Source organism: Actinomadura sp. 6N118, from assembly GCF_044326415.1.
Taxonomy (GTDB): domain Bacteria; phylum Actinomycetota; class Actinomycetes; order Streptosporangiales; family Streptosporangiaceae; genus Spirillospora.
In genome coordinates, this window is the sequence record NZ_JBIRAZ010000030.1 from 57,269 (window position 1) to 83,451 (window position 26,183).

The window sequence follows — 26,183 nt, forward strand, 5'->3', positions numbered from 1 at the left end:
GCGCGCCGATCGGCGGCCAGGTGCTCGCAGCGCGAAGTGTCGCAACCAACGGTGGAGGTTCTCCCCGGCGCGGGCGGCGGGTTTTCTAGAGAGCCAGCGCAGGTAGTGGGCGCCCAACGCGATGCGCTGGGCGCCAAGGGACCGGCGGTTACGAAGCCTCCCTCGGCGCCTGGATGCGCCCGGCGTGATTCAGGTCTCCGCTGAACGTGGCAGGGACTACACCCAAAGGCGTCCTGTCCGGAGGAACTCGTGCTTGTGGAGGATGCGGCGTCTGTTGCGGCGCTCCAGCGGGCCCCCGTTCATGAGGAGGGTCTGACCGCACCGCACCGCACCGCGCAGGGCGTTATCGGCCTCTTCGTCGCGTGGCGATCCCATGACTGATGAAGAGAACGATGCCGAGAGTGCCGAAGCCCGCCCCGGCGTAGCCGACGCGTGCTCCACGGGCTTCGTTCCTCTTCTCCTCGTCGAAGCTGAGGGGTTCGCCGCCACTTGCGCTCACGCAAAACTGACCGGGTCTCATCGGGCTTCCGTCGCACTCAACTGCGTCACCGTTCACGAGCGCTTCGCCGTTGATGAAGAACATGACCAGACCGAAGATGACCAGAGCACCGGCCAGGACCCTGAGCCATGGCCACCCGGAGCCGCACATGCAAGGAGCCTAACGGCGCATCGCCTGCACCCGCGCCTGCATCCCGTACCAGGTCAGACACCTCGCGCCGGACACCGGCCGACTCCAGCGGGGCGGACGAGGTCGTGCCGGACGAGGTCGTGCCGGACGAGGTCGTGCCGGACAGCCGCCACTTCCTTCATGACCGGTATGACATCCCGGTCGTGCACGTCACCCACTTCAGCCAGCTCATCCGGAACTGCGGCCGGGCGCCGACCACGTTCATCAAGCACCTCCACCAGGCGCCTGTGCGGCACGTACGCACCCGCGCCGACGTCGTCACCCGGCAGCAGCATCGTGTTGTCCCGCAGCCACCACACCCATCGGTGAAGAACGTCAAGGACCGCGTCCGGTGTTTCACGCCCACGCGTCCCCCACGCAGCGAACTCGGCCTCGGTGACCCACGCAAGCCGTACGTGACCTGATCTCATCGCGTTGCTCGAACGGCTGCGTCGTCCGCCGCTCGGTGTACGGCACGGACCCGAACAACGAACGCCGCAGGTCAGCCCATGTGACCCGGCACCGAGCAAACCTTGAGCCCATGGTGATGCCCAGAGCTGCCACCTGTGACGAAACCTTTGACCCTGCTCGTTCGAGCACCCCTGCGTACTGCCACGCACCAATCCCGCGTACACAGATCTCGCGACACGCCCTTGCGGTCGTGGCATGCCACTTGGTGAGCCGACAGGATGTCCCGCATGGTTGCCAGCGCTGAACTCACCCACGTGAAGGGTCCGCGTCCCAATCGGCGTCCGCACCGTCTCCTGCAAGGCCGGGTCCAGCCCGGCATCAAGGAGAGGGCCGAGCGGGGCGCCGCGGCTCGGGGCGTCTCGATCACCCGCTACCTGGAACTGCTGATCGAAGCCGACGAACTCGCCGACGCAGCCGGGAACGGCGACATGGAACTGCGGTTGCGCACGGCCTGATGACCCACCTGAACCCCCTCGACACGACGACCGCGCCCTCGCGGCGGAGGAGACCGATGAGAACCCCGTAAAAGCCAGAAGGCCCCCGCGCCGTTTGCTTGCCGGCTACCGCGCGAAGGCCTTCCCCGAACATCCCTGACCACCACCTACACCGTCCGGCGCTGCCTCGTGGGGGCAATCCCAGGCCGTGCTGGCCGGTGCTCCGTGGTGTCGGGGCGTCCAATGACGTCCGGAGAGCATCATAGAACATCAACCACTGGTGAGTCCCGCATGCCCCACTTCGGGTGTGGCGCACAAAAACTGCGGCAGAGACCTCGCCGATAATCCGACCCTCGCGGAGCCGCTGGCCCGCGCGTTCAGCATGCGCGCTGACCAGGCTCGCGACGACACGCGGACACCTGTGAGCCCGTACGGCCGCACGGTGCCGGCCGTGGTCGCGTTCCCGCACGACAGCGGCGCGCGACACGGACATCGTCGGCCTGCGTCAGCTCGCGGCGAGGCTTTCGATGGCTCGTTCCCCGGGGTGTGGACAGGTCGGCGCGCCTTGCCCCATCAGTCACACCAGAGGTCTACGATCCCACCTAGGTCGCTGAGTCCTACTGCGAGGGGACGAAGTGCCCTGAAAACCAGTGACGGCGGCTCTCCGACCATCGGATTGAGGGCCCGATGGCCAGAGAAACGCCGCCGCTGCTGGCGAGACCGAGCGTTCCTGGCAGTCCGCTCAAGGTCTCGTCACCCCATCGGTGAATTCCCATCCCAACCGAGGAGGCTGTCTTGAGGGTACCGAATGCCGGGACCCGGTTGATGGCAGACACGCCAGTAGACCTTGCGCGTCCCAAAACGGTCGATTGCGCCAGGGCGTTGTTCTGCGGCTTTGCTCTGCCTGCACCTGGCGATGTAGCGCGCCTTGCACCCGGTCCTAGGGTGCCCCGCGCCAGCCACACGACTTCCTGCGCTCCAGGCGGACTCACCGCCGAGCTCGGGGCCCTGTCATCTCGCGTCCCAGCTGGGAGACCCCTGAAATGACGAAAGCGCCCCAGTGGGGCGCCCTCGGACCCAGATAACTTCACATCGGTCTTGACCTGATTCCCGGTGGCGGCCGGAAACGAATCGGGCTCAGACCTCTTACCAACGTCGGAGCTGACAATAGCAAGTAGTCCGACGGCTGGCCAGTCACGCCATCCCCTGTTTTGCGATGGCACAGGTCGGCTCGTCCTCGACGTGCCCGGAATCGTCATTCCCCGGGATCAGCCGTTCACACTCCGTAACGAGGCGGAGCAAGTGTGGCGGGTCATGGCGCCGGTGCCGGCGGGAAACCTTTGGGTTTCGCCGGATGGCGGCAGAAGCCTTCCCAACTGCGGCGACTGCCGCATGCGCGGGTCGGTGCCGTTCCCCGAGCTGCCCGATGCCGCTAGCCCGAACGGCCACTCCCCCGCCGCCTACCACCGGACACTTCCGAACGCCGGCCGCAGGCCAACCGTCAGCCCCAAACCAACCGAACTTCCGCGGCACCACACCGCCCCCACCAGCCCAATCTCGTGGAACGCGGCGCGTCTTCCGCTCCAGAACATGCCGCGCCGTGTGCCACGGACCGTGGTGTGCCATGCACTGCCAAATCTCCCGCACAGTACGCCGTCGAGCGCGGCGCGCCGCAGGCCGTCGAGGGTGCCGCACCGTATGCCGTCGAGGGTGGCGCGCTCCGCACCGCTGAACGTGGCGCGCCGTGCGCTACCGGACATGGCGCGCCGCCGTGCACTCCTGGATGTAACGCACCGCAAGCAGCGGTACGTGGCGCAGTGTGAGATGCGACACATCGAGTGGCGTGCGTCGTTGGGCGTGGCGCAGCCTGCCCCGCCAGACGTGGCACGCCGTGCGCCGTGGAGCGTGGGATGGCGCGCGCTGTCGGGCGTGGCGTGGCAAGTGCCGTTGCTCGTGGCGCGACTTGAGCTGCTGTTGGTCGTGGCGCGGCGCGCGTCGTTGGATGCGGCGGGGCATCAGCTGTCGGACGTGACGCGGCGTCAGCCTTCCAGAGCGGTGCGGCGTAAGCCCTCCAGAGTGGTGCGGTTTGGGCTGCGAGGCGCGTTCACCTGCCACAGGTCTGCCGACCACTCCCCCGCCCCCGACTCCGGCGTGGGAATCGCCGCAGAGCGGTGCAGTGAGTTCGGCTCGCTGGACGAAACGTTCATCCCACCTGGCCCGGTCAGCCCCCTGACCTTCACAGACAAGGCTCTGTCGTGCCGTCCGCGGTAGCCCGGGCGGCCGGCAGGCGGCGGCTCCCGGCCCCTGCAGACACCACGGACCCGAGGATGGGGAGCCAGGCAGACCCGGCGTCGGCCGCCGACGCCGCCGAAACCTGGCGCGCCGTTCCTTCCCTGCTGGCCGCCGAGCCTTATGGACGCCGCTCCCCCGATGGCGGTGCCAACTTCCCTCAAGGACGGCGGCTGGCGGTCCGGCTCGGCGAAGACTTCCCGCTTGAGCCGGTCACCATCTCCATCTACGCCCCAGACGGCACCGGAAGGTTGCTGGCAGGCGACTTCGACATCGGCAAGGCTCACAAGGCCGGGGCCGCTGATCCTGCCGCAATGGTGGCCGCCGAAGCCGCCGACTTCGCCGCACTCGTCGCGAGGTGTGGCGGCCGCGTCGTGCATGACATCTCGCCATCACAGGGCCGCCACGTCTACCTCAAGCTCCGCCAGGCAGTCCCGTTCGAGGATCTGCGTCGCGTTGCCGAGGCCCTAGCTGCTCGTTACGTCACCTTCGACGCAGGTCCGATGCGTTCGCCCAAGGGACAGATCCGGGTTGCGGGCTGCCCCTACAAGAGGGCCATCCGCGCTGATGGCAAGGGGGGCTGGGCCCGCACCGGTCCTCTGGTGGGCTACATGGCGCTCACCATGCCTCTTGCCAACGCCGTCGACGTCCTGCGCCACCCATGCGGCCTCAAGGTCTGGGAGCGGCTGCAGCGCGAGCTCACCGCAGAGCTGACGACCCGCGAGCCTGCGCTGTCACTGGCGGCGCCTGGGTCCTGCCACATCGACACTGACGGCCGACCCTGGCTCCCGCTGAACGGCGGCCGCCGCCCTCTTCCCGCGCGTCTGGCTGAGCTCGCAGAGACCGGTGCCTGGCAAGCCCCCCACCTGCAGCCCGACGCCATTCCGTACGCCTCCCCCTCCGAGGCTCGGTACGCCGTCATGCGATCACTGGCCTCACGCGGCTGGCGCTTGACCGAGGTGCTGGCCGAGATGCGTCCAGGTGGCACCTGGCCAGGACTGGAAGCACTGCTCGGGGCCCGCTCTCCCTCGCAGCGCCGAGCTGTCGTCCGGTTCGACTGGGATCGAGCCGTGAAGGAGGCTGAAACGCGCCGGCGTGCCTCTAAGTCGCACACCAGCTTGAATTACACACCCCCCAGGGGAGGGGCAGGGCTTGAGGAGCGCTGGCCGGTCCCCCGTCTGATCATCGATACCCCGATCACGTCACCGGAGAACTACACTGAGTTGCAGACTTGGAGTACTGCGGTATGGCTGGCAGAGCGGGACCCTGTACGCTGTAAAGCTTGGGGGCGGCGTGCTCTGTCAATTCGATTGGTCCTGCGTGCTCTAGCCCTGGCTTCTCGGCTCACCGGGGCCAACACAACTGCGTTCGGTGTCCGCTCGCTTGCGCTGATGTCGGGGCTGTCGTGGCGGACTGTGGCAACAGCCCTAGCTGACCTGCGAGACGAACGAGATCCCCTGGTTGACCTCGTTCGCCGTGCTGTCGAACGGGACGCGGACGTCTATGCGCTGCGCGTTCCCCATGCCTACCGGGATCAGGCCACCCGGTACGTCTGGGAGGCCGGCCGGATTGAGACGGGGCACCCGGCGTTCCTGGAGCTGGGCCCGGTCTGTGCGCTGCTGTACGAATCGCTCAACGCCCGCCCGGCCCGGCCTGTGGAGCTCCAACGCCGCGCTGTCCTGTCCGACTCAGCGGTGAGCAAGGCCCTGGTCACGCTGGCGTCCTACGGCTTGGCCGAACGAGATCCCGAGGAGGGCTGGCAGCGGGGCCCCGCAACCTTGGACGAAGTCGCGAACAAGCTTGACGCGCACACGCGATTCGCCGAACGAGTCACTCTCTATCAAAAACACCGCGCCGAATGGCACGCCTTCCTCGGTGTCATGGGCGACCCGGCAGAGTGGCCCTCTACTGCCGAGATCGCCGAGTCCCTGGCCGCAGATCCTGCCAACGACGTCGACGCGGGCCCGGTCGACGTGCCCGATACCCCGGCGGCCCTGCTCGACGCCGCGACTCCCCCGCAGCCCGTCAGCCACGCCGAGGACCCATTCGATGCGGTCTTGGCCATGGTGCTGAACGAGCTCGGCGGCCGCGTCATCCGTACTACGCGTACCGGCCCATCTCCCCCACGCCCAACCCTCCGAGCAGGTCCCAGCCCCTGAGCCGAGATCGATGAACCGGCCGAGATCACCGAACAGATTCAACCCGTCACCAGGTGTTCTTCGACGAGTTCGCCGGTCCCGGGATCACCGTCGCGGACCACGTCGATGGCAGCCACGCAGAGGCCTTCGTCCTCGGCGTGTCGTTCGTCCTGCCGCGTGTCCACGGGGGCGGCAGGACGTGATCCTCGTCCTCGGCGCGTTCGACGCTGCTGGGCTGAGACAGGGCCAGCGAGCTCCTGGGTGAAGGGATGCGCTGTTGGCGGGAGTGGCCGGCTTGGCCCGGTCCAGGCGCCCCGGTCCGGCCCGGCTGGGGCTCGGCCTTGCTCGGCCCTGCCCGGGCTCGGGTCTGGCTCGGGTCTGGCTCGGCCCCGCTCGGTCCTGGCTGGTTCGGTCCTGCCCGGGCTCGGGTCTGGCTCGGGTCTGGCTCGGGTCTGGCTCGGGTCTGGCTCGGGTCTGGCTCGGCCCCGCTCGGTCCTGGCTGGTTCGGTCCTGCTCTGGCTCGGTCCTGTCCGGCCGGCTCTGCCCGAGCTCGGCTCTGTCCCGGCCCGTGGAGGAGGGTGCCTTCGGCGCAACGCGAGTAGTTGTAGCTGACTGTGGACCTGCAGCGTCCACGCCTGACTGTGGACCTGCAGCGTTCCGGCAGGCCGTCGGCTTCTTGGAAGCCGACGACCTGTTTGCAGATGCCCGGAGCTCCAGGCGCAGGCCCGGTCAGGATGTTGGTCGCCTGGCTTGCTTGAGGTCTACCTCCGCGAACCGAAGCGGGTTGTCCTCCAGGAACGCCTCCACGGCTGCGGAAACGAGCTGGCTCACACTCTCCGCGCCGTACTCGACGACGAACCGTTCGAGAACGTCGCGTTCGGCAGGGGTTGCCTGGATCGACCACAGGCTCCGGGCGCCGCCCTCGTCGGCCCAGTGCCGGGGTCGGCGTCGGGTGGAACGGCTGGGGAACGCGCTGTCCGCCGGCCGCGGATCCACACGACGGGCCTCGACCAGGGCGCGCAGAGTGTTGGCGCGCCGCGCCTCGTCGACGGCGTCGTACGCGATCTGCGCGTTCGACAGCCCCTCGGCCTTGGCGAGCCTGGCGGCAGTCTTCCTGGCCCAGGATTTCAGGTAGATCTGAACCTGGCTGGTTGTTTCTTCGGCGACATCGTCCAGCTCGTCAGGACGCACCTCAGCTGGTTCGGCGGGCTTGGCCCGACGCCGGCGCGGACGTCCGCCAGCTGGCTGAGCAGGAACCTTTTCCGGCTCGGCGGTCGGCGGGGATGGCGCCGGAACCGAGCGACTCGGCGGCGCTGGAGCTGGGGTGCGGGGGGCTGGGGCTCGGGGAGTCGGCGGAACGGGTGCGGGCGCGGGCGCGGATACCGGCTCGGCCGGAGGTGGCTCGGGTGCCGCGGGCGGATCATCGACCGTTCCCAGGAACGCGAACGGGTCTGAGCTGTCCCCTGCCTTCGCTGAGCCTCCGAAGATGTCGGACAGGCCGCCCTGGGTTCCGTTTGTCATGCTTGCGCACCCCGCTGCTCAGACTGCGCGATGACCATCAGCAGCTCTTTAGCGAGGTTGAGGTAGTCGGTGGCCAGTCCGTCCAGCGCCGCGGACATCGGCCGGGGGTTGAGGCCGGACCGCTTCGCCGTCCAGTAGTTCGGCTGCTGTTCGGCGAAGTCCTTCAGCTCGTGTACGAGCATTCCCATCTCCCGGCAGTCGACCGCGACCCGCTCGGCGTGCCGGATGTGCTGCTGGAACAGCGGAGACTTGTCTTCGCCGCCGAACAGATCGGCGACGCTCTTGCGGACCTTGCCGTGGATGGCCTTGGCGTTGGTCCCCGTCGCGAACAGCACCGCGCCCAGCAGTTGCATCGTGGGGTTGATCTGGCGCATCTGCTGGAAACGCTGGGCGACCAGTTCCATGCCGTCGAGGCTGCCGTCGTCGGACTTGGTCGGGATCATCACCCAGCGCGCCGCGGCGAGCGCGAGGTTGTCCAGGACGGGTGACTCGGGCGGACAGTCGATCACGATCAGCTGGTACTCGTGCGCGATCGGGGCGATGGCGGCGGCCAGCTTCAGGTACGCCTCGTGGAAGTCGCCCCGGGTCAGCAACATCGTGATGGTCAGGGTCAGGTCTTCGAGCTTGGACCCGCCGACCGCGACATCGAGGTTGGGCCGGACGTCTGCGGCGACCTGAAGAGCGGTGCCTTCGACGATGGCACTGCGCAGAGCCGCACCTTGGTCGTCTTGCGGTGTCCGGCGAATGCCGAAGTCGCGGCTGAGGTTGCCCTGCCGGTTGAGGTCGATCGCCAGGGTCCGACGACCCGTTGCCGCTACCTGTCCCGCCAGGTTGGCCGTGATCGAGGTCTTCCCGACTCCGCCTTTTTCGTTGATGGCGGCAACCACTCGACGGAGCGCTACTGCGCGGCTTCGATGGTCCTTCACCCAGTCCGTTGTGACTGTCATGACCCCAGCGATTCTCTCGTGCCCGGATTGCTCTGGACTCTCTTCCTAGCAGAGGCCCAGTTGGCCCCTCAAGCACCTGAGTGCCCGTGTCGCGGTGACAGCGCCCTTCTGATCTCGATGTCCTGTTCCCGATGGCTCTGGCTGGCTGCCAGTCCTCCTTACGAGCCACTCCCCCGGCCTTCGGCTGGTGCTCCTTAACCCGATCCCTCCGCCTCCTGCACTCCCTGGCTGACCACCGCTCCTGTCGGGCCGTCAATCCTGCCCGGGCTTGTTGGACTACTCCCCCACTTGTTGAACCACTCCTCTGCCTGGTGAGCCACTCCCCTGCTTCGTTAGTCACTCCCCCTCTGGGTGACGTTTCCTCCCTGGGCTCCGGTCTGTCGTTTTGCGCATGCCTCCGTTGCGATACGCCTCTATCGGTTGCGGAGTCCATCTACCGGCTGTAGTACGCATCTATCGGTTGTGGGCTTGCTTTGCTTTCCCCCGCCCCCTCCTTCCCAAGTTCCGCCTGTTCGTTCTCACCCTCTGGTGGGGGAGTGCTCGACTCTTCCCTTGCTCATCGCTTTGGTCGAACGGGCTATCACTCAACCCGCCTCACCATCTCTCAGTACTCGTACTGCTCGTCCCATGTGACCTACTACCGCTGACCTATGCGGTCCCTCGATCAGTCAGTCATCTCCGCTATCGTCCAACTGGCCTACTACTGGAATATCGCTGGGTCCTCCCGCTGTATGCATTACTTGGAGCATCACTTCCAGCGTCATTGCGTCTCCCACTTCCAGCATCGATCGGGTTATCGGCGCCATGACCGATGTCATCCTCACTTTCATTCGCATCTACTCTCTCCTGTGTCTAAGCCCTTGGCTTACCAGTGGCGGACTCGTATGTCACCGCTTCTGGTTAATCCCTGCTCCCCGCTAGGGGACTACTGCCTGCCCTGTCTACTGCACTACTGCCTCTCACATCAGTCAGTCTGTCGGTGGGTCTACTGGTAGGACTATCGGTGCTGACCTGCGGCTTTTAACTTTCCATGCCGCTCAAGCCGGGTGATCGTCCCGGCGCGGCCGGGACGAGCGGACCTCCTAGCCCGCGCGATGGCGGGGGAGGGGCGGCCGAACGGCCGCAATCGCTATCAGACTCAGCAGCGTTGCGGGCGCGACCGCTGTCGGACTTAGCAGCGTTGTACCTTCGACTGTTGGCTGGGAGAAGCGCCAATCAGGTGTGAAGACCTCAGAACAGTGGAATCCCTTGCTGTCGAGAACTCGTTTCCTCCTGCACACATGCGAGGGGCGCAGCGCTTCCTGGGCCGTCGCATCAAGAGCCTGAGGTCACCGGGACTGCACCAATAGAGCGCCGCTTAGGCTCTTCTCCCCTGGCCGTGCAGCGTTAGCACTTCCACCGAGAGCTCTACTCGAGACTGTGCGTACAGTCCCGAAAGCGCATTCCCTCAGCCTGTGCTGAGAACCTGCTGTGTCGGAGGGCCCTCAGCCTGTGCTGAGAATCTGCTGTGCCGAAGGCATCCTCAGCATGCCGCTGGTGTGAAGGTGATTTGTGGAGTTGCTGCCAGTGGCCGGACATCTCCCAGGCCGAGGCGCTTCACGACATGCCGGTATGGCGACCCCGGCTACAAGGTACGTGCTGCCTCAAGCGCAGCCTGGGCTTCTGGTGTCCGGGCCGGAGGGACACCAAGTGTGCCGGCGAGCTCAACTATCTGGTCGGTGGCGCAACGGAGCTGGACCGACAGGCTGGCAGCAGTCAGATCCGTGAATTCACTCGAACGCATGGTGAGCTCAATGCCTTCAGCCCATTCGTCGGCATCCTCGTTGGTGGTGAGGTCTTCCCACTCTTCGAGCAGCTTGTGAGCGACGGTCTTCAGGTGGGCTAGCGCCACGTCGGGAGTAGGGGCGACATCCTCGACAGCATCTGCTGGTACGGCTAGCCGTGCGGCGGCAATTTCCCTGGTCAGGGCCTTAATGCGGTCATGAGTGCCCTGCCGGGAATGGATTCCGGTCGCCTCGCTCAGCCTCGGTGTCTTGATGCCGTCGGCCTTTGCTGTCAGCAGGGCACGGAGCATGAGCCGGTCCAGTTGTTGCTGGGCCATCCGAATGAGTCTGATGGCGTCCAGTACATCTGCCTGGGCATCAGGAGCCGGAAGGGCCTTACGGTGGTCGAGCGCCCATGCAGCGAAAGCCATCAGGTCTTCTGGCGCCGGATGCGTCGCCACCTGCGGATCCTCCTGGTGACGAGCCTGGATCGCCTCGATGACATCTGCCGCCCTGAGGTGTCGAGGCAGGGGAATCGCCTTCCGCATAGTGGTCATCTTGCCAAACCGTCAGCATCTTGCTGACGGTTTGAGACAAGAGACACGTCCCGGCTTTGCTGAGTCCGAGTCGGCAACCTGTGAGCCGCGACGTCCAGGACAAGCCGAGGGGCTATTAAGCCAGGTCACAAGGCCTTTCGGAATAGATCGGCCGAGTGCTACGGGTGTTTGGCCGCAGGCTACGCGGCCACTGGAGATTTGAGCCGAAGACATCCGCCACCCGCAGAAACCGGCACCATGACGACGCGGCACAGCACGTCCACGGATTTGTGCCTTGAGCTTGATGGCCGTCCCCGGATCGTTGCGCTTGTGCCGCAGGCATGCTGACCGCCTCACATGCTCTCCATGGGACGTAAGGGCCATGCACATGCTTCTCAAAGGCGAGCGGCAGGCGTGGAGGCCGGCGGACGCGGTACCGAGACATGGTGTCGCCATGGCACGCGCGTCGCCGCCATCGACTGCCACAAGTTCACCCGCCTGGGGGCCAGAAACGATGTTCGACGCTGGCGCTCGCCCGGTGCTGACCTGCTAGAACGTGCGAATAGACAAATAAGACAAATGTGCACGCAATACCCCAAAATTCGAGGCTCTGAAACGGCCACTGGCCAGCAAACTCGGCAGACCGCATGTCTGGACCTTCAGCTGCGCAGAAGGGGCCTGTGTGTTGCCCTGAGGGCCATGCAGCGGCACTCGTTCCAGCCTTACTTTGCAAGGCGGGCCCTGCGGCCTGTTCGCAGTAGCCGCAAGGAGGGTAACAGCTCGCTCGCTCAAACGCGGCTGCCCTGCGCAGCCCACGTTCATGGAAAGCCGTCAGGTATCGACTGCCGTCTGCGACTGCCGTCGTCGTGGCAGCGCGGGTGCCTGTTGTCGGCCAACCACCGCACTCACGGCTTGAGCCGCAAAGACTCCACCCACTTGTTCGGGCGTCCATCGAAGTGGTCCCGGAGCCGGTCCTCCACATGCTCCCTGCTCCAGACCGCTGCAATCTCCAGGTCACGGCACTCCTCAAAGGATGCAGCACGCTCACCAGAGCCACCCGAAACCGGATTGCTCCAGTGGACGCTGATGCGCCCTCTGATGTCCTGCTTGGCGAAGTAGTGAATCCTCGTCGCCTCGTCCTCGTCCAGCGTGACCACGTCCAGCAGTTCCCAGTTGCCACGACGGAAGGCAGAGTCCACGACCCAGACCCTGAAGGCGACGGGGGAGACCACGAGCTCCAACAGATTTACTGCTTCGCCCGCCCCGCCCACACGGTCATAGAACTCCACGATCACACCGGTGAGCTGCCGCCCGTACGCACACCGTCCATCACCTAGATCGATGCGTACGACACGTCCCGGAGCTCGGTTAGCGCGAGCTTTGACCACTTTGCGGCTGGCTGGCGGCTGATCGTGCACCTCAAGCTCCCTCACACTCGCGCGCCTCAAGCTATCGACAACCAGAAACACGCCGCTCGCCGAAGCCCTCGCCGACTGGGCCCGCCGCTCTGCCCGTCGAGAAGCTGTCTGAGGAACGATGGTCTTGCTTCGGGAGCGAGGCTTGCGGGGAAGGGGCAAGCGCGGGTCGATGGCCGGCTGGGTTCCGGTGCGGGGCGCGGTGGGATGACGCACGCCTTCATCAGCTCGTCTCGGCGTCCCGGTGCGTTTCGTAGTAGCGGGCCATGAGCTCCCAGTACACGAGCAACAGCAGCATCTGCGCGCCGGTCGCGACAGCCGCGGAAACTGGACGGCGACGCCACGCCCCGAACAGCGCGATCATCAATGCACCGCTGGCCGCGGCGTCCACGGCCAATCCCGCATCCCTGCGGTGGTCGAGAAGCCAGAGTTCCTCCCCGAGCACGGCTTTCGTCGCCCAGGCCCGTTGGTCGGCAGGTTCGGGGAAGAGCACCGGGTTCACCGCGAACCACGCGCCGACGACGGCCGCGTGCGGCCAGCTTCGCGTCCACACCGGAACCAGGAGCAAGGGTGCCGTCGCCCAGCGGGACCACGCGCTCCAAGGGTTCGAATGCCTGGCGAAAACCGCGCTGCGAACACGGGCGAACGCCCCTCTAGACCTCATCTTCAATGTGCTCCTGTCAGTTTCGATCGAACTGACGACGTGGGGAATTACTCATCTAGTTCCTGCCCACTGAGGCTTAGCCGTATCTAGATGAGCACGCCGACGGGCACACACCTTCGTGCGGTCGCCAGCCCCTAAAACACCCTCCGGCGGCCGCCGTTGTGGTACGCCATCCACGGATTCGCTGGATGACGCCGTGTACGGCAAGGAACAATCTGCGGACGACAGCATGGCTGGCGTGCCTCCTTACCTCCTGGCGCTACTCCGGCGGGAGTATCCCAGGAGTCGACCGCGGTACGACGCGTACCCCTAGGCGCGCTTGCCAACATTCAGACCATGAGACACCGCAAGCTGCATGCCAACGGCATCGATGTCCATGTCGCCGAAGCCGGGGACGGCCCGCCGGTCATCCTGCTGCACGGCTTCCCGGAACTTTGGTACTCGTGGCGCCACCAGCTGCCTGCCCTGGCCGCGTCCGGCTTCCATGCGATCGCTCCCGACCTGCGCGGTTACGGCCAGAGCGCTATCCCGCCCGACGTCGAGGCCTACGGCATGCGCGCGATGGTTGACGATGTCGTGAGCCTGCTGGATGCGTTGGACGAGCCGACCGCCGCACTCGTCGGCCATGACTGGGGTGCCCAGATCGCCTGGGCCTGCGCGCAACTGGTCCCCGAACGGTTCCCGGCCTTGGCTGCGCTCAGCGTCCCTTACCATCGGCGCACTCCCGCCCCCATGACCCAGGATCTGCGCCGCTGGGCAGGCGACAGGTTCAACTGGCTGCTGTACTTCCAAACCCCGGGCGTCGCCGAAGCCGAGCTGCAGGCCGATGTCGAGCGTTCGATGCGCCTTATCAGCTACGCGCTATCCGGGGACGCGCCCGATGGCCTGGCAGTCAGGTTGTTGACCGGCCTGCCCGCCGGCTCGCGGCTGCTCGACCCGATCCCCGAGCCCGTACGCCCGCTGTCCTGGCTGACCGACTCCGACCTGTCCTACTACGTGGAGGAATTCCGCCGCACCGGCTTCACCGGCGCACTCAGCCGCTACCGCAACGTCGACCGCGACTGGCAGGAACTGCCAGCCCTGGGTGCTACCCCCGTCCGCCAGCCGGTGCTGTTCGTCACTGGTGAGATGGACACCGCTACACGCTTCATGGACACCGATGCCATGCGCCAGTACGTGCCGAAGTTGCGCGACTCGGTCGTCCTGCCCGGCTGCGGCCACTGGATCCAGCAGGAACGTCCCACCGAGGTCAACGCGCTTTTGATCGACTTCTTGTCGGGATATAAGTGAACCCGTGACCAGGCAAGATGTGGGCATCTGTCTGAACGCAGACTGGTTGCTACCGTGTGGGCAGGCACCGGTCGTTGGCGCGGCGGCGGCGTCCTAGCACCGGGTCGTTGGCGCGGCGGCGTCCTGGCGGCAGATCGGGTGGCGCGGCGGCGTCCTGGCGGCGGATCGGCTTGGCTTCGCGATCAGGTCGCCGAGGCGCAGTCGTGCCCGGAGGCAGGGCAAGGCCGGTCATCACGGTTGCTGATCAACCAGGAGACGGTGGGCCCCTTCGTGTGTTGTGGTGTCGGGTTCTTGGTACGACTGGGCCTGCGGCGGGCACACTGTTTCTTGGTAACTGCCCCCGCGCCCTGGAATCTGCTCGATGGACAGCGACCTCCGTCCCGATGACTTCGCGGACACCATTGAGGCATACGCCGACCAGCTCCGCCGAGAAGGCCGTGTCGTAGCCCGTCTTCACACGCATGCGCAACGCAGCTTTTTCAAGCAACTTGGGGACCGGGCTGCGCATTTGCTCGGCCGCCCCTACGCCGTGTTCGACACCGGTGATCTCACCTACATCATCCTCATGGACTGGCGCTTCCATCCACCTGCCCCTCGTTCGTAGGGGCGGGAAGCAAAGTTTTGAGTCTCTTCCCGCGTTCCAAGGAGGCGCGGTTTGGCGGTGGGCTTGCCCTTAACACGCCGTTCGAGGGCAACGGAAACGGTGACTGCGACGGCAATCACGACGGCGATGGCAATCACGACGGCGATGGCAATTGCGACCGCGACGGCGGCGGATCGGCAGGCTGCGGCTCAGTGGTTTGTGATGGCTAGCACGGCGTTCTGGCCGCCGAAGGCTGCCGAGAGGCTCAGAGCCAGGTCATGGCGGTGTTGCTCGGGGGAGGTGGGCAGATTGAGGTCGGTCGGCTCTGGGTCGGTGAGGTTGACGTTGGGTGGAACGATCTGCTCCCGCAGGGCCAGAGCCGTGAAGGCTGCTTCTATCGCCCCGGCCGCTCCGAGGAGGTGGCCGGTGACTCCCTTGGTGGAGCTGATCGGTGGGCTGTGCGGCAGGTTCTTGGCCAGCAGCGCGGCTTCGAGACGGTCGTTGACCGGGGTGGACGTGCCGTGGGCGTTGACGTAGCCGACGTCTGCCGGGATCGCGTCCGCGTCGCGGAGGGCGGCTTCGATGGCGGCCTGCGCACCTTGCCCATCAGGACGCGGGCGGGTGACGTGGTGGGCGTCCGAGCTGGCACCGAACCCCGCCACGAACGCGTGCGGAATGGCACCCCGTGCTCGTGCGTCGGCTTCGCGTTCCAGGACGAGCACACCTGCGCCTTCCGCGCAGACGAAACCGTCCCGGCCCTTGTCGAACGGGCGGGATGACCCAGCCGGATCGTGATCTCGGTGAGAGAGGGCGCCCAGCCGGGCGAACCCCGCGATGACGGCCGGTGTGACGAGTGCATCCGTGGCTCCCGTCAGGACGACGTCATAGCGGTCCGCGGCCAGGAGGTCGCGGGCCACGCCGATGGCCGTGGATCCGGAAGAGCACGCTGTGGCGACGACCATGCCGGGGCCGGTGGCGCCGAGGAGGGTCGAGACTTGGCCGGCGACCATGTTCGGAAGCATCTTGGGCATCAGCAGCGGGGAGACATAACGGGCACCCTCCTTCTGGAGGATGGAGCATTGTTCCTCGACGGTCTCCATGCCTCCGGCGGTGTTGCCGAGGACGACACCGACTCGGGCGCCGTCCCAGTCCGCCGGATCGAGGCCCGCGTCGGCCACCGCTTCACGTGCCGCCACCAGGGCGAACTGGGTGAACCGGTCGGTCCTTCGCGCCAGCAGCGGCTCGAGGAGCGCCTCGCCGTCGAAGCCGGGTACGCGGCAGCTGAGCGCAGCGGGAATCTGCCAGAGTGACGGGTCGACCGCCGCCATGGTCTTAGTGCCGTTGCGAACGGTCTCCCAGCTGGTCTTGGTGCCGATCCCGGCGGGAGTGAGCAGGCCGATGCCGGTGATGGCGGCCCGGGAACGGCTCAAGGCGTGACTTCCTGCAATCCCTGACGGCGTGCGGCGAGGAGGTCCGAGAACTGCCCGACCGTCAGCGACGCGGTGCCGGCGAGTTCCTCCTCGCTGAACGCGACGCCGAGGTGCTGCTCGACCAGCAAGCCCAGCTCCACCAGGGCGAGGGAGTCGATGCCCGCGTCCTCCAGCAGTGACTCCGGCAGGACCATGCGCTCATCCAGCTTCAGATTCTGAACGAGCAACGTCTTCAGCTCGGCGAACACGCCTTCCTCCGCGGTTTTGAACTGGTGCGACAGGGCGAGAATCCCAATACGGTCACTATGAGTGGCAAGACGACTGCGTATAGTTTCACAGGCTGATCGTGGCGACGCAACAACCACGATCACCTGTGCAGGCGCACGCTGAGTAAATCCCGAGGAACGTGATCTCATGAAGGCCATGCAGTGCGCCTGAGCTCGATGGACGACTTCACGCCCCGACCAGGCCGCCTCGTTGAGTGGACGGCCGGTGCGGACGCGGCGGCCATGGTGGCTGCCGCCTCGCCCGACCCCTCGCCGCCCTCGTACTCCCAGAAGTTCCATATCGACTGGCACCGGGCCAACGTGCGAGACGGAGCCAGGCACTCCTCATGGCTGACGGCCGTGTTCGATCTTCCTGGACGGCTGGACGCCGCGGCCATGGCGACAGCGCTGGAAAACTGGGTACGCAGGCACCCGACCCTGCTCACCTGGTTCCGGCTGGACGACGGGCGGCTGCAGCGATATGCCATCCGTCCCGCGGACTTCAGCCTCCGCCCGGCGGTCTTGGGCACCTTCGACGCCGGGGACGACATGCGGGACTACCTGCAGAAGCAGTTCGACTCGCGCATCGATCCCCTGAGCTGGCCGCCCTTCGTCGTGGCGGGGATCGAACGAGCGGACTCCACCACCATGTTGTTCGCCGTCGACCACACGCACACCGATGGCTATTCCTTGTTCCGGATCTTCCGCGAAGTGCGCGACATGTACGAGGCCGAACGGACCGGAACGAGAGCCGACCTTCCGGAGGTCGGCAGCCACGTCGACTATTGCGCGTCGGAGGTGGCACAAGCCTCCGAGATCTCCAGCGACTCGTCCGCCGTGGGCACGTGGTTGGAGTTCGCGCAGGCGTGCGGCGGTACCCCTCCGGGCTTCCCCCTCGACCTGGGGCTTCCACCAGGAGAACGAGCCCCAGGCGTGTCGTACGCGATGGAGCTGTTCGACGCGGCCGAGGCCGACGCCTTCAACGCCGCGTGCCTGCGTGGCGGTGCGAGGTTCTCCGGTGGCCTCCTCGCCACCCTCGGCATCGCCAACCAGCGGCTCGCCGGTGAGGATCACTATCGCGGGATGATGACCCTCCACACCCGCACCGAACCTCAATGGCTGGTCGCCCAGGGGTGGTTCGTCAATCTCGTCCCGGTGCAGTTCCCCGTCGCCGGACATCGCCGATTCGGTGACCTTCTGCCGAAGGCCCAGCTGGCGATCCTCAGGGCCACCAAGTTGAACGACATCCCCTTTTACTGGGTCGCCCAGATTCTCGCCGACAAGATGAGTCTGCTGAGCGACCCCCGTTCAGTGGTTCCGATGACCTCGTACATCGACGTTCGCCGCGCCCCCGCCTCGAAGGACTTCGAGGCGGCTCGCTTCCAGGTGATCGCCGGCCACAGCGAATTCGACGAGGTCTTCATCTGGATCAACCGTGACTGGCACCGCACCACCTTCACCGCCGTCCACCCCGATACGACAGTGGCCAGGCAGAACGTCCACCGCTACGCCGAGCTCGTACGAACCGTTCTGCGAGAAGTGGCCCACAACGGCGACGCCCCCTTGGCGCAATAGCTCAGAACCGATCCGCCCGCAGACGTAGCAGCCGGAACAGCGGGCGGCGGCTCGTCGAGCGCAGCCGAGGACCCGCAAACCAGCTCCGCGCCCCGCCTTGCTCGGCGGCGGCCGCTGGCCGTGGCCGCGACCGGACAGATCGTCTTGCGGAGTGCGCTCGTTCTGGCGCTGCGGTCTGAGATTGGATCGACAACAAGAAGATCTGGTGGCCGTCAACCTGCGGAGTGCTGGAGATGGAGATCGAATTCGTGGCAAGCGTCGCGGTCGTGACGCCCGATCCACCGTTGAGCCGGAAGTTGTTCGTGGACGCGATCGGCCTGCCGCTGACCAAGCACGCCGACGATGAGTACTACTTCAGCGAGGCGGTCCAGGGCGCCAAGCATTTCGGCGTCTGGCCGCTGTCGCAGGCCGCCGAGGCGTGTTTCGGCACCACGGAATGGCCGGCGGACCGTGTGGTCCCGCAGGCGTGCTTCGAGTTCGAGGTCGCGAGCGAGACCGCGGTAGCCGAAGCCGGCGCGGAACTCGAGGCCGACGGCTACACGGTGTTGCACCCCGCGCGTACCGAGCCGTGGGGCCAGACGGTGGTCCGGGTGTTGAGCGCCGAGGGCGTGATCGTGGGGATCTCCTACCAACCGTGGATGCACGAGGCCTAGGGATGCGCGAGGCCTAGCGGCATCCGTGGTCAGTTGCGGCCAACGATCACCCCTCGAAGCGCCAGATACCACCACCATCTTTCAAAGACCGAACGCTCTGTTAGCGGGCGAAGGCCATGGCGCTGGCCGCGCTGATGGCGACTGCCAGGACCACGATGACCAGAGGTGCGCCCAGTGGTCTGCGGCGCTGGGGCGGCTCGGCTCGCTCACGTTTGAGGCGAGGTGGGGCGGGTTTGGCCTTGGCCACCGGTCGACGAGGAATGGTGACCTTGGTCGGTGCGGGTGGGATGGGGATCGGGGCGGCCACCGGATGCGGAGGGCGCGGAGATGGAGTGGGCGGCGGAGGCGGTGGCGGTGGCGGTGGCGGGGGCTCGGTCGGCGGGGGAGGAGCGGGCTCCGGGGGAGGTGGGGGAGGGGTAGCTGGGGGACGGCAGCAGCGGGTGCGGTTGACGCTGACGCAGACGTCGGCGTCCGCATCCATCGAGACGGTGACCTCTATGTCCACGCAGACCGTGACTCCCGGTGGCTCCGGATCGACGATCATGGCCGAGGAGCCCAGTCCGGTGAGCATGCTGGCGCCGAGCGCCGCGACCAGGGTGGCGGGCATGGTCAGCCGCTCCCGGGGATGCGCTGGAGTTCGGCGATGGCGGTGGTGAAGGCGTCTGGCTTGACGGCCAGCCCTCCGGCGAACGCGCGTGAGATGTCGACGCAGAGATACATGCCGACGCCCAGCAAGGCGGCCATCAGAGCCAGCGGCACGATGCTCATGCCACGTGGACGTGCGCCGGCCAGGAGCGGGAAGAGCAGGACGATCAGCCCGGTGAGCAATGTGACGACCATCAGGCCCGGGGGTGGGCTCGCCTTGGCGTCCATGGCCCGCTGGCGCCGTGCGGAGGTGATGTCGCCGATGTCGTCCAGCACCGCGGCCTGGGCGTCCTTCGCGTCTCGGCCCTTGGCGGGGAACGCGGCGACCTCGCGGCGCAGCTGTTCCAACCGGGTCCAGCCGTCCGGGCTGAGTTTCCCGTCGGCCATGAGCCGCCATTCCTGGGTACGGACGAATTGGGCGTAGTCGAGCAACTCGGTCCGGATCCGGGTGCTCTGGGCCGCGGGCAGGTCCATGCCGGACCAGGCGCTCTCCACGATCGCCTGGCTCTCGGTGTAGGTGTTGAGCCGGGCCGCGTCGGTGGTCGTCCACGGGACGACGATCGCGATGGCGAAGGCCAGCAGGAACAGCGCCGACAGCATGGACCCGGTGTGGCTGGTGGTCGCTCCGGTGAGCAGGTCGTCGTCGGTGGCGGAACGGAGCCGGCGGAACAGCAGGGCGGCGATGATCACCAGGCCGGCGCCCGAGGCGGCGGTGATGAGATACACGGTCATACTCAACTACCTATCGTAGTCTTGACGTGACCGTGGGCTATATTTTGGTATGGGGTTGCATTGCGATGTCATGGGCATGGGTTATCGACCTGCCGAGCCGCGCATCGAACGTCGCCATACCGATTCGACTTTGGCTACGGATCACTTGGATGACCCGCAGGGCCATCCGTACATCCGCGCTGATATTCGCCTTCGTCCACTCGAGGTTTCGGCATGTCCATGTCGAAAAAGTAGCACTTCGAGCGCGTTGACGGATTGAAGCATGGATGTGGGTCTTGGTCGCTGAAGTAGCTGCCGTAGTCGCACTCGTTCAAGTATGAATCGGGCAAATCAGGGGCTTTGCCGACACTGCACCCAGCGTGCAGCAAAGCCATCGAAGTGCCGGACTCTCATCGCCTTCCTGCTCACACTGCGAGGTCAAATCGCACCGCGTTGCGGGGACACCTGGCGAAAGTAAATTGGCTCTTCTCTAAGGGGTGTCGCCTCGCCACTCATCAAGTGGCGGCGCGGCCGTCGGCTGCCCGTCCCCCAGGGGGTGTTGGTCCGCCAGAGGCCCGGCTCGCTAGGGGCTTGACGCGGCCCAGACCCAGTCCGCTAGGGGGTTGGCGCGGCTCGCTAGGAGCTCGGCTCGCTTACCGGGGAGGCCCGAGTTGGCGTTCTATCTGTCGCGTCATAGCGACTCTCGCCGCCGTCGGTGTGCAAGCCGAAGTGACCCGGCATTCGGCGAGCCGGATGTGACTCGGCTGCCGCGGCCATGATTCTGGGCGTCCGCTATTTGGGCAAAGCCGGACGGGACGGGAAGCGGCTGGGCTTCTTGAACGAACTTTATCGTTGTTTTGGCGAGTGTGATTTGAAAGTCCTGGGTAAGCCATGCCATGTCGATCTTCACCGTTGGAGGTGAACGGAGATGTTCGTTTCGTCAACGGCCGCATGCTGCGCGGCCACAGTGGCGCTTTCACTGGCCCCAGCGGCCGCAGAAGTAGTCGAATATGCCCAGGCTGATAAAGAGCGGGCTCCGGCAGCCCGAGAGGCCAATGACCCGGGCCGGGACGCTCAGACATCCAGCCGGAGAAGCACGGCACACGACCATAAGACGTCCCACCGCACATGGATCCGATGGCAACACCGCCGTTCGCAGTTCAGCTGGCATCAGACGAACGCCCGGTTATTGGCTTCTCTTCAGCAGTCGGTACACCGGCGACGGACGCGGATGGAAACGCAATGGCGGCGCCGGGCCGACCGGGCGATCGAGTTCGCCCTCGCCCAGAAAGGACGGCCGTATATCTGGGGCGGCACCGGCCCTCGGGGCTTCGACTGCTCCGGGCTCGTTCAGCAAGCCTGGCGGCGCGCCGGAGTCTCGATCCCGCGGGTGGCTGCGGACCAGTACAGGAAAGTCCGGCATCGCGTCGGCCGGCACCGGCTCATGCCCGGTGACCTTGTGTTCTTCAACCGGCTCGGGCACGTGGGCATGTACGTGGGCGCTTCGAGATTCATCCACTCGCCGCGGCCGGGACGGCGGGTGAGCGTCGACCGGTTGAGGGGCTATTACCGCGAGCGCTATGTCGGAGCCGTCCGCCCTGGGTGGCGGCCTTTGCCGACAGTTCCGTCAAAGCTTCCCTGACCTGACCGTCCGCCCGAAGCCGGGCCCGACCGGCCCGGTCCTGCGGCGCGGGATGGCGCCACACAGCCACACCCGGCGTCCGCTGCGCATCGGACAAGCTGTGCGCAGCGGACGCCGGTCAACCCACCATGAGGTCGGGGGTCAACCCACCATCAGGTCGGGCGAGGACAGGCCGTGCCTGTCGCCCTCTGCCGGCGGACTGATGTCGACGACCTTGATCTGCCGGTCGAAGTCCTCGTCCAGGACGATGGCCAGTTGGGCGGCGACGTCGGCCTCGGCAGGGCCGATCGCCATCGCGATGAGCAGAGTGTCGGTCTTCTCGGCGGGATCCATCACGAACGCGGCGTCGACTTCCCGGCGCTCGATCTGGGAACGCGCGGTCGCCTCGTCCTTGACTGCGACGGCGTGCACGGGGTTGCCGTGCAGGCTGTTGAGTTTGGCGAGTATCTGGTCCCTCGACTGCGCGGGAGCGACGACGGCGGTGGAAATCTCGTGCGAGAACGGGGTGAGCAGAGCTCCGACGGAGGACGCGAAGAAGCCCAGCTGGAGCAGCAGGACCGCAGCAACGAGGGCTCCGGCGGCAGACGTCACCGCACCCCGGAGGTCCAAGGACCACAAACCCGGACCCGGCACCGAACTCCCCGAATCATCACGGCATGAGTCTGAATCACTACTCATGGTGATGATCCTATGAGGGTGCTAATGCTTTGGCGTGCGTCATCGAACGTGCTCTCCCGCTCGGACCGCCTCGAACGAGGGTGGGGTCTCAGAGCTGTACTCACCGTTCTCGGACCTGGGCAGCCAGCGCAGGGCGAGGATGCCGAGGGCCGCGTGGAGCAGGCTGGCAACGACCGCGACTGTATGCAGGCCGGTGACGAAGGCCGCCTTCGCCTTCGCGGCAACTGCGGGCGCGAGGTCAGGCAGCTGGAGTGTCTCGTCAAGGGTGGGGGCGAGGTCCGGCCCCTGGATGCGGAAGATCAGTGCCGCGAGCGAACCGAGAAGCGCGATGCCAAGGGCGTTACCGAGCTCGTTGCTGGTCTCAGCGATCGCACCCGCCGAGCCCGCTCGTTCGGAGGGCACTGCGGCGACGGCCGTGTCGGCGACGACGCTGAAGGAGATGCCGTACCCGACGCCGGCGACCGCCGTCGAGGCGATGTACCAGCCGATCCCCTCGGTGACGCCGGTTGGGAGCAGGAGCAGCAGGCCAGCCGCGATGGAGAAATGGCAGACGATGAGCGCCGTCCTCTTACCGATGCGGCCGACCACTGCCGGAGTGACGATGCAGGTGGTCGTGAGCACCGCCGCCCCCGGAAGCGCCAGCAACGCCGCGTACAACACGGACGTGCCGAGGACGGACTGGAGATGGATTCCGGCCAGATAGGCGGCTGCCGACCACGCCGCCAACGGCAGCAGACCGGTGATGATCGCAATCGTGAAGATGCGATCGCGGAACAGGGAGAACTCGATCAGCGGGTGCTCGAGGCGCCGCTGGCGGCGGGCGAACCAGGCCAGGAGGCCCACCCCGGCGATCGCTGCGGTGACAGGGACGATCGACAGGCCTTCCGCGGCAGCGTGCTTGATCCCGTAGATGGTGAGCAGCAGACCGCCGGCTGAGAGCACGACACTTGGCGCATCGACGCGACCCGGCCGGGTGGCGCGCACATCACGGAGAAGGACCGGGGCGAGCAGCAGGAACAGGGCGATCACGGGGATGTTGACCAGGAAGACCGAGCCCCACCAGAACCGTTCCAGCAGAGTGCCGCCAACGACAGGGCCGATCGCGAACCCGGCTGCGAACGCGGCCGCGAAGATGCCGATGGCCTGCGCCCGTCGGCGTGGGTCAGGGAACAGCTCGCTCAACACCGCGAGCGCCGACGGCAGGAGAGTGGCTCCCGCCACTCCCATGAGTGCCCGGAAGGCGATGAGCAGCTCGGGATTCGGCGCGAACGCCGCGCCGGCCGACCCGATTCCGAACACCGTCGCGCCGATCATGAGCAGTTTCAGCCGGCCGTAGCGGTCACCGATGTTGCCGAACGCGATCAGCAGGGATCCGACCGCGAAGCCGTAGACGTCCAAGGTCCACAGGGCCTGATCGGCTGTAGGGGTGAGTGACTGGCTGATCCGGGGCATCGTCAGGAACAGGATCGACCCGTCCATGGACACGAGAAGGACCGGGCCGAGGACCACCAGGAGCCCGAGCCAGGCCCGCAGGCCGGGGGAGTGCGCACGCTGTTGGGACATGTCCCGACGATGGCGGCACTACGCGCTCAGCAACCATGCCCTTGTCGTGGGTACACCCAGCAGGTGCAGGCAGCCCGCCGGCCGGGCGATCTAGGCTCGACTCGTGGAGAGTCTTGGAGCGTTCCTGAAGAGCCGCCGTGATCGGATCACGCCAGCCGATATCGGCCTGCGCACCTACGGAACGTCCCGCCGCGTCCCAGGCCTGCGCCGTGAAGAACTCGCCCAGCTCGCCGGCGTGAGTGCCGGGTACTACACGCGCCTGGAGCAGGGCCAGGCCGAGACCGCTTCGGAGCAGGTCCTGGACGCGCTGGCCCGGGCGCTCCAGCTTGATCAGATCGAGACCGTGCACCTTCACAATCTCGCTCGGCAGTCCGCCATGCCAGGCTTGTCCGAACCGCGCCGGGAACAACCTCACCCACGAGTTCTCGCGCTCCTGAAATCCCTGGGTGAGGCAACGCCTGCCCGCGTGCTCGGCCGCCGTGGAGACGTCCTCGCCTGGAACCGCACCGGACATGCACTCGTCGCCGAACACCTCGCCTTTGACGCCCCACAAGACTCGGCACGCCGCCCGTCCATCCCACGGATGTTCTTCCTTGACCCCCTCGTTCGCGAGCTGTATCGCAACTGGCACGAGCTGGCCCAGATCCACGTCGCCCACCTGCGGCTCACCGCAGGCCGATACCCCACGGACGCGCGCCTGGCAGAACTGATCGGTGAACTCACGATGCGCAGCGACGACTTCGCGGAACTCTGGGCCACCGGTGACGTCGCCGATTGCACCGTTGGGACCATGCATCTGCAACATCCCACCGTCGGATCTGCAAGCGTCGACTACCAGGTGTGGCTCCAGCCCGACAGTCCCGACCACCGGCTTGAGATCTTCACCCCGAACGACACGAGCTCCGCCGACGCGCTGCGCATCCTGACGCACCAGGTCAGCGAGCAGCGTTCCCCAGATTCCGAGTACGCCCGGAACAGCCGCCTGACCCTACGCAGGGCGCAAGCGCGACCACGCGGTCATCAACGCTCTGACCCGCAGCACAAAGACACGCGGGATGCTGCCGGGCACTTGGGATGGGATGTCGCCAGAGGTATGGGTGGCGATTGACGGGTAGGGGATCCCACCAGTGCAGATGCCATTGATACGGAGGGGGAGAGATGGCAGAGTCCCGCCGCGCAGCGCAGGGCGGACGGCACGTGAGGTCGCCGAACGCGTACGAGAAGGGCCTGGTCGACGGACACCGGACGAGGTGAGCGCTGACCATGGCCGATGACAAGATTTTTCAACCGGGGGAGACCGCCGAACGGATCGCGGTCTACGCATGTGATTCCGGCTGTGGCCACCGTTGGAGTAGCGACGTCAAGGGCGATCCGTTCCCCCCGCTACCCGAAGGTTGCAAGGGAGGCGGCTGGAGGCTGGAGGCGGGCACTTCGATGGACCGGGGCCCGGGAGCGAGTTCCGGAGCGGAAAGCCAGCCCAGGGAGAGAGTCGTCCCCGGCATGGGCAGCGCCACTGAGGGATACGACTCGGGCGGTACGCGACAGGGTGATCCTCTGAGCGGGGTGGAGAGGCCGCCGAACGCCGGCTAGCCCAACGTGCGAGTCCGAGATGGCTGGGATCGGACTTGGCTGGCTTGTCCGCAAAGCCCGGGCGGGAAGAGCGAAGCTTCCCGTCCGGGCTTCTGATCTGCGCTGGTTAGCTGCTGTCAGGTGCAGGACAGCAACAGAAGCAGGCCAAAGCACTGCTGAATATCCACGTCGTGATGCCCGCCGCCGTGGCCATGACCGTGATGGTGGCGGCTGTGATGGTGATGGTGGTCGCATTCGTCGTCCCAGCAGCCGGCCTGGCTGACGGTGGATGTGACCGGCTTGACCGTTGAGGCGTTGATGGTGCTCGCCTGAGCGGGAGACGTCGTGGCAAGGACACCGGCGAGAATCCCGGCTGTCGCGACAGTGCCCGCAAGAAGGTGCCTGGTGTTCACACTGCTCTCCTCTGTGTCGCAGCGGTAGACGCTGCGTAATGCCCGCTCCACCACTGTTTGTGACTGATATCTCACTCTCAGTGATAAGCCCGAGTTGTGCAGTGTCGCAAGATATGTCCGGTAGATCTTCCTTGATCACGGTTCTGATCAGGCACTTCTTTGAGCGCCGCTCCGCCTCGGCCCCCTTGTTGCGGCTCAAATACAGGCAAAGCCAGGACGTTCGAGATGAACCAAGAATGGCGTTCGGTAGCGAACAAGCTACAGAGAGCCACAAGAAGAGGTATGCTTCCAGGGCAAGAACATCAACAACCCACCCGGAC

At 66.3% G+C, this 26,183-nt stretch carries 22 protein-coding genes; 9 read left to right on the forward strand and 13 right to left on the reverse strand.

The annotated features are described in order from the left end of the window. The first annotated feature begins 753 nt into the window (after positions 1-753). The 3 genes from ACH34W_RS48345 to ACH34W_RS48355 all read left to right on the forward strand — a co-directional run bounded on the left by ACH34W_RS48345 (position 754) and on the right by ACH34W_RS48355 (position 6,020). Positions 754-1,092, forward strand: a complete 339-nt coding sequence (locus ACH34W_RS48345; protein WP_395968013.1) for a hypothetical protein — start codon at positions 754-756, stop codon at positions 1,090-1,092. Positions 1,093-1,365: 273 nt separating this feature from the next. After that, positions 1,366-1,593: a hypothetical protein gene (locus ACH34W_RS48350; RefSeq protein WP_395968014.1), complete on the forward strand. Its 228-nt coding sequence runs from the start codon at positions 1,366-1,368 to the stop codon at positions 1,591-1,593. 2,306 nt (positions 1,594-3,899) lie between these two features. Continuing rightward, positions 3,900-6,020, forward strand: a complete 2,121-nt coding sequence (locus tag ACH34W_RS48355) for a hypothetical protein (protein WP_395968015.1) — start codon at positions 3,900-3,902, stop codon at positions 6,018-6,020. Positions 6,021-6,058: 38 nt separating this feature from the next. Here the strand turns inward: ACH34W_RS48355 and ACH34W_RS48360 are convergent, their stop codons facing one another. The 6 genes from ACH34W_RS48360 to ACH34W_RS48385 all read right to left on the reverse strand — a co-directional run bounded on the left by ACH34W_RS48360 (position 6,059) and on the right by ACH34W_RS48385 (position 12,845). Next, a complete protein-coding gene (locus ACH34W_RS48360; RefSeq protein ID WP_395968016.1) occupies positions 6,059-6,184 on the reverse strand; it encodes a hypothetical protein in 126 nt (41 codons plus the stop codon). A 544-nt stretch (positions 6,185-6,728) separates the two neighbouring features. Then, positions 6,729-7,190 (reverse strand): hypothetical protein, encoded by a 462-nt coding sequence (locus ACH34W_RS48365; protein ID WP_395968017.1) that lies wholly within the window; start codon positions 7,188-7,190, stop codon positions 6,729-6,731. A gap of 326 nt (positions 7,191-7,516) precedes the next feature. Next, positions 7,517-8,407, reverse strand: a complete 891-nt coding sequence (locus tag ACH34W_RS48370; RefSeq protein ID WP_395968018.1) for a ParA family protein — start codon at positions 8,405-8,407, stop codon at positions 7,517-7,519. Positions 8,408-10,091: 1,684 nt separating this feature from the next. Next, complete coding sequence (locus ACH34W_RS48375) at positions 10,092-10,778, reverse strand: hypothetical protein (protein ID WP_395968019.1); 687 nt, start codon at positions 10,776-10,778, stop codon at positions 10,092-10,094. A gap of 893 nt (positions 10,779-11,671) precedes the next feature. Next, positions 11,672-12,397, reverse strand: coding sequence for an immunity 26/phosphotriesterase HocA family protein (locus ACH34W_RS48380; protein WP_395968020.1), 726 nt, complete (start codon positions 12,395-12,397; stop codon positions 11,672-11,674). A 7-nt stretch (positions 12,398-12,404) separates the two neighbouring features. After that, positions 12,405-12,845: a DUF6653 family protein gene (locus ACH34W_RS48385; RefSeq protein ID WP_395968021.1), complete on the reverse strand. Its 441-nt coding sequence runs from the start codon at positions 12,843-12,845 to the stop codon at positions 12,405-12,407. 336 nt (positions 12,846-13,181) lie between these two features. Between ACH34W_RS48385 and ACH34W_RS48390 the strand changes: the two genes are divergently transcribed. After that, entirely contained in the window at positions 13,182-14,135 is a 954-nt protein-coding gene (locus ACH34W_RS48390) for an alpha/beta fold hydrolase (protein WP_395968022.1), read from the forward strand. Between the two features lie 361 nt (positions 14,136-14,496). Beyond that, positions 14,497-14,739 (forward strand): hypothetical protein, encoded by a 243-nt coding sequence (locus tag ACH34W_RS48395; protein WP_395968023.1) that lies wholly within the window; start codon positions 14,497-14,499, stop codon positions 14,737-14,739. A 188-nt stretch (positions 14,740-14,927) separates the two neighbouring features. Here ACH34W_RS48395 and ACH34W_RS48400 read toward each other — a convergent pair whose 3' ends face one another. Beyond that, positions 14,928-16,148 (reverse strand): beta-ketoacyl-[acyl-carrier-protein] synthase family protein, encoded by a 1,221-nt coding sequence (locus tag ACH34W_RS48400; RefSeq protein ID WP_395968024.1) that lies wholly within the window; start codon positions 16,146-16,148, stop codon positions 14,928-14,930. Beyond that, positions 16,145-16,396, reverse strand: a complete 252-nt coding sequence (locus tag ACH34W_RS48405; RefSeq protein ID WP_395968025.1) for an acyl carrier protein — start codon at positions 16,394-16,396, stop codon at positions 16,145-16,147. Before ACH34W_RS48405 ends, ACH34W_RS48400 begins: the two co-directional genes overlap by 4 nt. Positions 16,397-16,591: 195 nt before the next feature. On the opposite strand from ACH34W_RS48405, the gene ACH34W_RS48410 reads away from it, so the two are divergent. Continuing rightward, the gene (locus ACH34W_RS48410; RefSeq protein WP_395968026.1) at positions 16,592-17,989 is read left to right on the forward strand and encodes a condensation domain-containing protein; all 1,398 of its coding nucleotides are present in this window, start codon (positions 16,592-16,594) and stop codon (positions 17,987-17,989) included. 233 nt (positions 17,990-18,222) lie between these two features. Further along, positions 18,223-18,642, forward strand: a complete 420-nt coding sequence (locus ACH34W_RS48415; protein WP_395968027.1) for a VOC family protein — start codon at positions 18,223-18,225, stop codon at positions 18,640-18,642. A gap of 100 nt (positions 18,643-18,742) precedes the next feature. Here ACH34W_RS48415 and ACH34W_RS48420 read toward each other — a convergent pair whose 3' ends face one another. Next, positions 18,743-19,249, reverse strand: coding sequence for a hypothetical protein (locus ACH34W_RS48420; protein ID WP_395968028.1), 507 nt, complete (start codon positions 19,247-19,249; stop codon positions 18,743-18,745). 2 nt (positions 19,250-19,251) lie between these two features. Further along, entirely contained in the window at positions 19,252-20,019 is a 768-nt protein-coding gene (locus ACH34W_RS48425) for a hypothetical protein (protein ID WP_395968065.1), read from the reverse strand. Positions 20,020-21,229: 1,210 nt separating this feature from the next. On the opposite strand from ACH34W_RS48425, the gene ACH34W_RS48430 reads away from it, so the two are divergent. Next, positions 21,230-21,640 carry a C40 family peptidase gene (locus ACH34W_RS48430; RefSeq protein WP_395968029.1) on the forward strand — a complete coding sequence of 137 codons (411 nt, stop codon included), beginning with the start codon at positions 21,230-21,232 and terminating at the stop codon, positions 21,638-21,640. Between the two features lie 141 nt (positions 21,641-21,781). On the opposite strand, the gene ACH34W_RS48435 is transcribed toward ACH34W_RS48430, so the two are convergent. Together ACH34W_RS48435 and ACH34W_RS48440 are read right to left on the reverse strand one after the other, a co-directional pair. Continuing rightward, positions 21,782-22,231, reverse strand: coding sequence for a hypothetical protein (locus ACH34W_RS48435; protein WP_395968030.1), 450 nt, complete (start codon positions 22,229-22,231; stop codon positions 21,782-21,784). A gap of 126 nt (positions 22,232-22,357) precedes the next feature. Next, positions 22,358-23,881, reverse strand: a complete 1,524-nt coding sequence (locus tag ACH34W_RS48440) for an MFS transporter (protein WP_395968031.1) — start codon at positions 23,879-23,881, stop codon at positions 22,358-22,360. A 103-nt stretch (positions 23,882-23,984) separates the two neighbouring features. Between ACH34W_RS48440 and ACH34W_RS48445 the strand changes: the two genes are divergently transcribed. Then, positions 23,985-24,989: a helix-turn-helix transcriptional regulator gene (locus tag ACH34W_RS48445; RefSeq protein ID WP_395968032.1), complete on the forward strand. Its 1,005-nt coding sequence runs from the start codon at positions 23,985-23,987 to the stop codon at positions 24,987-24,989. A 598-nt stretch (positions 24,990-25,587) separates the two neighbouring features. On the opposite strand, the gene ACH34W_RS48450 is transcribed toward ACH34W_RS48445, so the two are convergent. Next, positions 25,588-25,863 carry a hypothetical protein gene (locus tag ACH34W_RS48450; protein WP_395968033.1) on the reverse strand — a complete coding sequence of 92 codons (276 nt, stop codon included), beginning with the start codon at positions 25,861-25,863 and terminating at the stop codon, positions 25,588-25,590. Positions 25,864-26,183: the final 320 nt, after the last annotated feature.

What these genes read in the sequence shown, in the direction of transcription:
- ACH34W_RS48355 (WP_395968015.1), top strand. Translation starts at nt 3,900, where the DNA reads ATGGGGAGCCAGGCAGACCCGGCGTCGGCCGCCGACGCCGCCGAAACC.
- ACH34W_RS48385 (WP_395968021.1), bottom strand. Translation starts at nt 12,845, where the DNA reads ATGAGGTCTAGAGGGGCGTTCGCCCGTGTTCGCAGCGCGGTTTTCGCC.
- ACH34W_RS48420 (WP_395968028.1), bottom strand. Translation starts at nt 19,249, where the DNA reads ATGCCCGCCACCCTGGTCGCGGCGCTCGGCGCCAGCATGCTCACCGGA.
- ACH34W_RS48430 (WP_395968029.1), top strand. Translation starts at nt 21,230, where the DNA reads ATGGAAACGCAATGGCGGCGCCGGGCCGACCGGGCGATCGAGTTCGCC.
- ACH34W_RS48375 (WP_395968019.1), bottom strand. Translation starts at nt 10,778, where the DNA reads ATGCGGAAGGCGATTCCCCTGCCTCGACACCTCAGGGCGGCAGATGTC.
- ACH34W_RS48440 (WP_395968031.1), bottom strand. Translation starts at nt 23,881, where the DNA reads ATGTCCCAACAGCGTGCGCACTCCCCCGGCCTGCGGGCCTGGCTCGGG.
- ACH34W_RS48350 (WP_395968014.1), top strand. Translation starts at nt 1,366, where the DNA reads ATGGTTGCCAGCGCTGAACTCACCCACGTGAAGGGTCCGCGTCCCAAT.
- ACH34W_RS48415 (WP_395968027.1), top strand. Translation starts at nt 18,223, where the DNA reads ATGGAGATCGAATTCGTGGCAAGCGTCGCGGTCGTGACGCCCGATCCA.
- ACH34W_RS48410 (WP_395968026.1), top strand. Translation starts at nt 16,592, where the DNA reads ATGGACGACTTCACGCCCCGACCAGGCCGCCTCGTTGAGTGGACGGCC.
- ACH34W_RS48425 (WP_395968065.1), bottom strand. Translation starts at nt 20,019, where the DNA reads ATGACCGTGTATCTCATCACCGCCGCCTCGGGCGCCGGCCTGGTGATC.
- ACH34W_RS48395 (WP_395968023.1), top strand. Translation starts at nt 14,497, where the DNA reads ATGGACAGCGACCTCCGTCCCGATGACTTCGCGGACACCATTGAGGCA.
- ACH34W_RS48390 (WP_395968022.1), top strand. Translation starts at nt 13,182, where the DNA reads ATGAGACACCGCAAGCTGCATGCCAACGGCATCGATGTCCATGTCGCC.